The organism is Bacillota bacterium (genome assembly GCA_040754675.1).
Taxonomy (GTDB): Bacteria; Bacillota; Limnochordia; order Limnochordales; family Geochordaceae; genus Geochorda.
The window spans coordinates 1-1680 of the sequence record JBFMCJ010000749.1 but is presented as its reverse complement, the minus strand read 5'-3'; the positions used below and the strand labels follow the sequence as shown (position 1 = coordinate 1680).

Below are 1680 nucleotides of genomic sequence, written 5' to 3'. Positions count from 1 at the left end.
AGGGCGACCGGCTGCGAAGCGCCGTCGAACTTTCGCCGGACCCCCTGCAGGCAGGCGCGCGGGCCGGCCCCGCGGGTGGCCGGCGCCGCACCGACAGTGCGGGGCCAGGAGGACAGGAGGGCCCGGTGGTGCCCTCTCCCGGCGCCTTCGTCGCCGACTGGCCTACCTTCCGGCGCATGGTGCAGATCGAACGCCGCCGCATGCAGCGCTGGTCGGTGCCCGTGACCCTAATAGTCATCCAGCTCGGGACCTCCACAATCGACCCGGGCCAGAGCTGGGAAGAGGTAGAGGCCTTCTACCAGCAGCACGTTGAGCCGAACGGGACCGGCGCGGCTGCGGCCTGGCAGATGCGTGCGGCCAGCCACCTGCGACAGGGCGACGTGGTCTGCCCCGTGGGCGACCGGTGGCTTTTGGTGCTGCTGCCCCACGCCGACGAGGCGGCCGCCCGGAGGGTTGCCGAACGCCTGGCCTGCCTGGCAGGCAACGGCTATTCCGCTGAGGGCGAGATCAACCCAGCCGCCTTCCAGTTTCGGCTCCTGCCCCTGAAGCCCGCGGCGTAGCCTTACCGCCGCACCGCGCCCCCGTGACCGCGAGCTCAATTCGCGCGAGCCGGGCCAGGTGTTTTATGGCTGTTTGACCCATCTTTGACTCTTGTTTGACAGTTAGGTCTTAACGTGTTGGCCGGAACGAGATGGGGGTCGGCGGGAGGCCGTACGATGGGGAGCATGCCGGTTCACCCGGCGAAGCCGAAGACGTTTATCCTGCGGATCCTGCGACAGGATCGGGATGACTGGCAGGGCCAGTTGGTGGACGTGCGATCGGGGGAAATCCACCCTTTTACCTCCTTCCTGCAGCTGCAGCGGATGATGCTGACCCTAGTGGAGCAGCCGGCTGAGATAAGGAAGTTCGGGGCGACCGCAGGGTAGCGCGTGGGCTCCGCGGCACGAGCTAGCCAACGAGGCTGGATGGTGGCGGGCCACAGCATGGACACGTGGGTTGATTTCTGAGGAGGGATGGATGCACGTGAAGAAGCCATGGGTTCGAGCGGCAGTGGGAACGCTAGCCTTCGCGATACTGGCGCTTGCGGTGGTGGCACCGGGGGTGCTGGCAGCGGCGTCAGCATCTGCAACGCAGAACGTCACGGTGACCATCCCTCAGCGGGTCGGTATTAAGCTGAACCCAAGCAGCATCACCATCGACCTGACAAACCAGAACTATCCCCCTGACACCTTCCCCGCCTACTATGGCACGTCGTCGGCGCCGGCCGTTGTGGTGTCGGTGTTCGCGAACTCCCCGGCCGGTTTTACCGTGACCGTGACGGCCTCGGGGAACCCTCCCACCTGGTTACCGTTTACCGACTGGTACGTGGCGGCGGGTACCAACCCGGGGGATGCTACCCCGGCAAGAACAGCAGAGGGAGAGACTCCAGACACGATGTGGAAGGCGTTGAGCACCTCCCAGACCATCATCGACAAGACTAATGAGAAGACCGCCGGCTGGGACGACTACAACGTCGACTTCCAGCTGAAGTTTAATGGCGACGAAGAGGCAACCACCATTTCGGGCGTGACCCTCACGTACACCATCACCGCCAAGTAAGGACGGCGGCTCAGGCCAAGACGTGGCAAGATATCTCGTCGCCATCCTGCTGCTGGCCGCGGCGGTCCTGGCGCCGGCTTG

At 65.4% G+C, this 1680-nt stretch carries 3 protein-coding genes; all 3 read left to right on the top strand.

Annotation, left to right across the window (positions count from 1 at the left end; all coding sequences use genetic code 11):
• A partial coding sequence (locus AB1609_23215) for a hypothetical protein (protein MEW6049346.1) occupies positions 1-560 on the top strand: 560 nt, incomplete at its 5' end.
• Between the two features lie 156 nt (positions 561-716).
• Positions 717-926 carry a hypothetical protein gene (locus tag AB1609_23210; GenBank protein MEW6049345.1) on the top strand — a complete coding sequence of 70 codons (210 nt, stop codon included), beginning with the start codon at positions 717-719 and terminating at the stop codon, positions 924-926.
• 91 nt (positions 927-1017) lie between these two features.
• Positions 1018-1599: a hypothetical protein gene (locus AB1609_23205; protein ID MEW6049344.1), complete on the top strand. Its 582-nt coding sequence runs from the start codon at positions 1018-1020 to the stop codon at positions 1597-1599.
• Positions 1600-1680: the final 81 nt, after the last annotated feature.

Bases quoted from the DNA above. Each gene is read 5' to 3' on its own strand.
- AB1609_23210 (MEW6049345.1), top strand. From the start codon at position 717: ATGGGGAGCATGCCGGTTCACCCGGCGAAGCCGAAGACGTTTATCCTG.
- AB1609_23205 (MEW6049344.1), top strand. From the start codon at position 1,018: ATGCACGTGAAGAAGCCATGGGTTCGAGCGGCAGTGGGAACGCTAGCC.